6 protein-coding genes and 1 pseudogene are annotated in these 6,051 nt (G+C 35.2%); 1 reads left to right on the forward strand and 6 read right to left on the reverse strand.

The features are described 5' to 3' along the window. From I6F53_RS19710 to I6F53_RS19725, 4 genes and pseudogenes are all read right to left on the reverse strand, one after another. A pseudogene (locus I6F53_RS19710) lies at positions 1-152 on the reverse strand (transposase); the annotation flags it as partial. A gap of 35 nt (positions 153-187) precedes the next feature. Beyond that, entirely contained in the window at positions 188-427 is a 240-nt protein-coding gene (locus I6F53_RS19715) for a hypothetical protein (protein ID WP_197240882.1), read from the reverse strand. A gap of 98 nt (positions 428-525) precedes the next feature. Next, positions 526-2,991 carry an SIR2 family protein gene (locus I6F53_RS19720; RefSeq protein WP_197240883.1) on the reverse strand — a complete coding sequence of 822 codons (2,466 nt, stop codon included), beginning with the start codon at positions 2,989-2,991 and terminating at the stop codon, positions 526-528. A gap of 180 nt (positions 2,992-3,171) precedes the next feature. Then, positions 3,172-3,795 carry a cold shock domain-containing protein gene (locus I6F53_RS19725; protein WP_197240884.1) on the reverse strand — a complete coding sequence of 208 codons (624 nt, stop codon included), beginning with the start codon at positions 3,793-3,795 and terminating at the stop codon, positions 3,172-3,174. Positions 3,796-4,255: 460 nt separating this feature from the next. Here I6F53_RS19725 and I6F53_RS19730 point away from each other — a divergent pair, with 460 nt between their 5' ends. Continuing rightward, positions 4,256-4,873 carry a trimeric intracellular cation channel family protein gene (locus I6F53_RS19730; protein WP_165728663.1) on the forward strand — a complete coding sequence of 206 codons (618 nt, stop codon included), beginning with the start codon at positions 4,256-4,258 and terminating at the stop codon, positions 4,871-4,873. Between the two features lie 81 nt (positions 4,874-4,954). On the opposite strand, the gene I6F53_RS19735 is transcribed toward I6F53_RS19730, so the two are convergent. Then, positions 4,955-5,458 carry a DUF421 domain-containing protein gene (locus I6F53_RS19735; RefSeq protein WP_197240885.1) on the reverse strand — a complete coding sequence of 168 codons (504 nt, stop codon included), beginning with the start codon at positions 5,456-5,458 and terminating at the stop codon, positions 4,955-4,957. Between the two features lie 64 nt (positions 5,459-5,522). Next, positions 5,523-5,975, reverse strand: a complete 453-nt coding sequence (locus I6F53_RS19740; RefSeq protein ID WP_197240886.1) for a DUF302 domain-containing protein — start codon at positions 5,973-5,975, stop codon at positions 5,523-5,525. Positions 5,976-6,051: the final 76 nt, after the last annotated feature.

Raw genomic sequence — 6,051 nt, forward strand, 5'->3', positions numbered from 1 at the left:
AGCTTATCTTCAACCCACCCTCGTCGATGCTCGTAAGATTGACCAGTAAAACGGTCTTCCCCACATAAAAATGCACGACGAACACACCGTGAAATACAATGGTAGTATTTTGTATCAACCAAACTTACTTGACGCTTTCTTGCAATTGCCATAAGACACCCTGCTTGTTTTTTGCACTAAATAAAGGCTAGCCTCTAACTTCGAAAAGTGCAAAATTTAGATTGGGTGTCTTGTTAATTCTGCTATTAGCTCTTTGCTTTAGGCTTTCTGAGCTGCATCGTTTAGGGTCAAGGTATTTTTTTAGGTAATTATCAATAATATGAGTTCCATGCAGGTTTGATATTGCATCATATGCATTTGAAGCAACCAAAAAGTTCTTCTCTGCTTCTTCAAGGGAGTCTATGCATTGTTTTTGTTCGAAATTCAAGGGACCTCCATAACTTCCCAATGACGCCTAAAGCCCTGTTAAGCTAAAAAATGGTTGGCTATAGGCCAATTTTTTTATCAGCTTAAACAGTTAGTGAATTAACGTTTCACCTTAATATCACTTATAATAAAATCTAAAGTTTCTATAACTTTTGAGATTGTTTTTTCATCATTTATACTTATCTTTCCTATCTGTGAAGCACGCTCTACAGAAGATTGAAAGTTCTTACATGAATGCTCAAAAGCTACCTTTTGTTTGTTAGATAACCCTGCGAATTTATGAATGTACACCTCTTTATATTTAATGACTTGCCTGAATTTATAAATATCATCGTTTAATGAGTTCAACAAATCATCAGCAGCTTGGAAATACTTTACTGCTTGAACTGTGTCTTTAGTTTCAAGGCATTGAAGAATATAGAGCCTTGCTTGCTGAGTATCAATATTTTCTGTGTGATAATTATCTCTATTTTTTGCAAAAGAGTAAGCCTGATCAAAATAATCCTGTGCTTTTTTAAAATCTTTATAAGGTAGACGTGACATGCCAAATTGTACCCAAAAATGCGGACTGGTTTTTAACCAAGGAGCCGCGATTTTTAGATTTTCATAGTATCTAGATAAATTATTTTTTCTATTTTGTTCTGGTAACAACCTTTCAATAAAAGAGAACTTTAGAAGCGCTTTAAAAACTGTATTTTCCTCATAGGAACGCCCCCCCTCTGAATTTAAATGTTTAGCAATTAGAAGCAATTGCTCGACAATATAATTAGATGAGAAATAGTTTTTAATAAGAGATAAAGAAAATACGCTTGATTTTGAGGTTGCAGCATTGTTTTCGACTTTAAATAACTCTCTAAATGACGGATTATTCGTTAATCTACCATCATAAATTTCATTATTTAGTGATAACTCAGATATTAAACTTGATTTTGGCTTAAGTCCGACAGTTTCAATCAAGGCAATTCCAAAGGCTGTATCTTTATACTTTAAGTTACTAAACAAATCGTTGGTTATCTGTTTAACCTTATCTACGATATAAGGTGAATTAAATAAATCTAATAATATTAATGAAAGTTGGGCATGGTGTTTTCGAATTAAATGGCTCGTTTTTTTTTCATGGCTCCAGCTTGCTATTTCCCCCCAAATACCAATATTGTCAATAATGTCAATAAAGGATTCAACTTCATCTTTCTTAAGTATGTCTATAGAGATTTCCGAAAACTTACTTTCAAATGAAGTAAACTCATGCCGGTGCCTCTCATGTTCAGATGTTCTGGAGGTAATAATTAAACTAATATTCGTTGGTTTTGTAACATCAAAATGTTTAATTAGATCAACATACTTATCATAATCATCTACAGCAACTACTAACTTTTTGTTGATCTTACTTAAGACATCCAAATCACTTAAATAATCTCCCTCGTCATCCTCTAAAGTATAAGTATCGATACCGTTTTTGAATAAGTTAGCAACAACACTTTTTAAAATAATTGACTTCCCGTTACCCAACTCAGAAACTAAAACAACATTATTGCCATCATTTAGAGCCTCACAAACTTCTTTTACATAGTTTCTATTAATAAGGTAAGGAATACTTTGCGTAATTGAAATAGCCCTATCTAAATGTGATTGTTTAATATCACCATGTAAAATAAACCTTTCGACCTCTGCATCTCTAATATTAATATGATCTGATGTACCTTCGTATTTCACTAATGACTCTGTATAGTCTTCGTGTTCCTGATCTAAAATTGCATCTTTATTTTTTTGTACTATATTACTTAACCCATCAACTCCTATAGCAAGTACATGTCCAAATTTCCCCAAGAAATAAGTTTCTTCGTGACTAGCCTCTTCCCGTGTTATGAAATAAGTTCGTTCTTTAATTGATGGGTTATCAAATAAAAACTTCTGAATATCTAAATCATATAATGAATAGCCTACAAAAACTAAAGCCGTACAGCTTTCCAGATCCCTCTTAAAATGATAAAACCAATGTGAACTTGTGAAACAATCTGCGGAAATATAAGAGGAATTACTTAACTTTATATTGCTATCCAAGTCATCAAGGGTGGAATTTTCAATTTTTCCATTTATATGTAAGCAAATATTGCCAATGTGAATATAGTCATTAGGATTATCTTCTATACATAATGATTCAACATTTTTTCCATTTTTTCTATACGAAAGCTCAATTGCATTATCATAATTTGTTGTGTAACTTCTTTTCCATGGTATTGAACATATCGAAATATGATCTTCACTTACTTCATCCAATACAAAGTTATTCTTTAGCAAACTTAATAAATTGGGTTTAGACTTGTACGTAAGGTAGTAATCCGACACATACATTAAATTATCACTAGACTCCATTTTTCCTAGTTCAGCAATTTTTTTTGCTAAGCCTTTGGCTAGAGGAGGTTCCTCTCCATTTAAATTTTTTGTATTTAAAGAGAAACCTGCACCTGTGAATAAAATGGCTTTACCAGTGCTAATTCTTGATAGGAAAGTTTCTAATGAAACATCTGCCCTTTTTAAATTTTGTGTTCCTAACTCTAAATCCATTATTTATCCTTTTTTAAATGATACCTAAATTACATGAAACTTATCAAAACTACGTTAGTGGTTTAATTACCCAAAACGACTTTTAATAATGTTATGGGGTAAATTGCAAATAACTGTATTTATATACAGCAATTAATTAATTCTATTTTTTTAAAGCTAAAAGCTTTATAGCCCTACCCTTTAAAACCGTGTATCCCTCTCACAAGGGTCACCATCCCTATCGCCATCCATTTTTGTATCCGGGCAGTTATTAATAAAAAATACCGCCTCTTCGCGTGAGCGCATTTCAGTACAATATTGCCTGCCATCACACGTAAAATTTTGCGTGCTTTTTGGAATAACTACTTCTGGGTACTTTTCATCAAAGGTGGCTAAATCATCATTGGTGGCTAAATCATCATTGGTGGCTAAATCGTCATTTAAGAGAATGGGAGTTTGGTTGCTTGAGTGAGCGTTGTATTTATTAATCGCATAAAAGCAAAGTGCAGCAATTAGCGCTATTGAGGCAACTTTACCTAAAAAGCTACTGGCAAAATTAGATTTAGCCATACGGTACGGCTGTTGTGTGTGTTTTTGGTAAGGTGCTTTTAGCTCTGTAACGCCTTCTATGCGACAGTTAATTGCTTTTGTTTTACCGTCGGGCTGTGTTGCAACCTCAAAATAAATAGTGTCGCCAACTTTAGGCTTGCGGCTCATGTGTTTGAGCGCTGATATGTGTATAAACGTGTCGTGTTCTAGGATGTCTGATTTAATAAAACCAAAACCTTTGTCTGTTTTCCACGACTTTAACAATCCTTTGTGCATATGTGTGCCTTAATAACCTGTAATGCTTAAACTGCGTTTTACGCTAGTTTCATTTAGTTAACACTTGTTATTATACGTTCCTAAATTAAAACCATGCAACTATTTATTCATATTGCGTTAATTTCACGCTCTATCTATTAAGCTTAATAATTAAACTTAACTATTAAATTTAGCTATTAATTAAAGCGCTAAAACTAGTGCTCTAAAAATGCTCATAGGACTAAAACCAAGTAAAAAATCAACCAGCTTTATTTTATGGCTAACGGATAAATGTCCTTTAAATTTTAATAATTAACCCTCAGCTCTACAGTGACTTAACAGGCTGTTTACACTGTATTTTGTCATTAGTTATTTCTATCTGAATTAAGCTTTTTTAGTATGATTTCTCATTCGTTTTTTAGCTCATTTATCTATACAATCACTCCTTTATTTTTACGCACATATTTCAAGTGATTATCTCATGCTATTAACGATTGTTTATATTATTGGTATTACAGCAGAAGCCATGACTGGCGCACTTAGCGCAGGACGAATGAAAATGGACTGGTTTGGCGTAGTGCTAGTAGCCAGTGCAACGGCAATTGGCGGTGGCAGCGTACGAGATATATTACTAGGCAATTACCCGCTTACGTGGGTACAGCACCCAGAGTATTTATTAATTACTTGTATTGCAGGCATTGTGACTACGTGGCTGGCTAAATGGGTGGTTAAATTTAAAGGCATATTTATGCGCTTAGATGCCCTCGGTTTAGCTGCATTTAGCATTATTGGCTGCCAAGTGGGGCTTAATATGGGCTTGCACTATGGTATTTGTGTTGTGGCAGCCATTGTTACTGGCGTATTTGGTGGCTTATTGCGTGATTTAATATGTCGTCAAGCACCGTTGGTATTGCACAACGAGCTGTATGCTAGCGTGGCGTTAATTGTAGCGTGCTTATATTTAGCGCTGCACCATTACAATATTGACGACAACATAAGCATTATTGTAAGCCTAGTTGCGGGATACTTAATACGTATGGCATCAATACGCTTTAAATGGCGCTTGCCTACGTTTAGTTTATTAGAACCGGCTAAATAGCTAAAATAGTTATATAAGACAGGCTTGAATCTGCTAGGCAATAAAGCCTGTCTTCTCTTTAATGATCTTACTATTTAATACTCACACTACATCGCTTAACGCGGTTTTAGAGCCACTGTTATTGTGTGGCATTACGCTAAAGCTGCCGTCTGTTTCGAGCACAACTGCGGCTACCTCTTCTATTGCAATAATACCTGCGCCTCGCACTGCAGCACGAATTTCTGACTTTGTTACCCGTTGTGATTTAAGGGCTGAATCACAATACTCGCCATTACTTAATAATAACGTGGGTTTTGCTTTTACAAGCGCTGCAAATTGTGACGAGCGCACACTAAACCAGGTAATAGCGTATTGCAGCCCTATTAGTACAATAAAGGCAAGAATGCCCTCAAACAGCGGGACACTTTTAGAAATAATAACAGACGCTAATATAGAGCCCAGCGCAATGGTGACTACAAAGTCGAACACATTCCACTTTGAAAGCGTACGTTTACCCGATACGCGTAACCAAAACACCAGTGCTACATAACCCAGCACACCAATTATAAGTACGCGTAATACCCCCTGCATATCATCGTAAAACATAATGGCTCCTTTTCTATTTTAACGCTTAATGTAAGTGCTCGTTATTTACTTACATTTTTTTAATTTACTGCTTAACAGTTGCGGTTGCGAGTGTGTTTAATACTTTACTTAATTTTGTAGCAACTAAACAGTTTGGTACGTTATGGCGCGCAGCTATATATGTAGGATCGTTGTAACTTAACCACACTTGCGATTGTGCGTCTTCCCATACCAGTGCTTTTAGCGGTAAATCAATACCGATTGTTTGTGCGCACTGCATAAGAGGTGTTCCACCTTTAGGATTACCAAAAATAAGTACTTCTGTTGGGTTAAGCTCCTTATCCACTTTTTTAGCACCGGCGGCGTGATCTATTCGTGCAAATATATTTAGCCCTTTTTGTTTTGCCAAATTCTCAAACTTATCCATAGTGGCTTTTGCACTTAATGGGCTTTTTACTGAGATTAGCCCCTCTACTGCGTTAGCATTTGTAATAGTAAAGAGTAATGCGAGTCCAAAAATAATGTTTAGTGTTTTCATAGCCCTCTCTGTCAGACTAGTTGTCGCGCTTAATATTTAATCATTAAAATTAAGTAGAGGGCGTGGAAAAACAATG

This window comes from Pseudoalteromonas sp. SWN29, from assembly GCF_015864465.1.
Classification (GTDB): domain Bacteria; phylum Pseudomonadota; class Gammaproteobacteria; order Enterobacterales; family Alteromonadaceae; genus Pseudoalteromonas.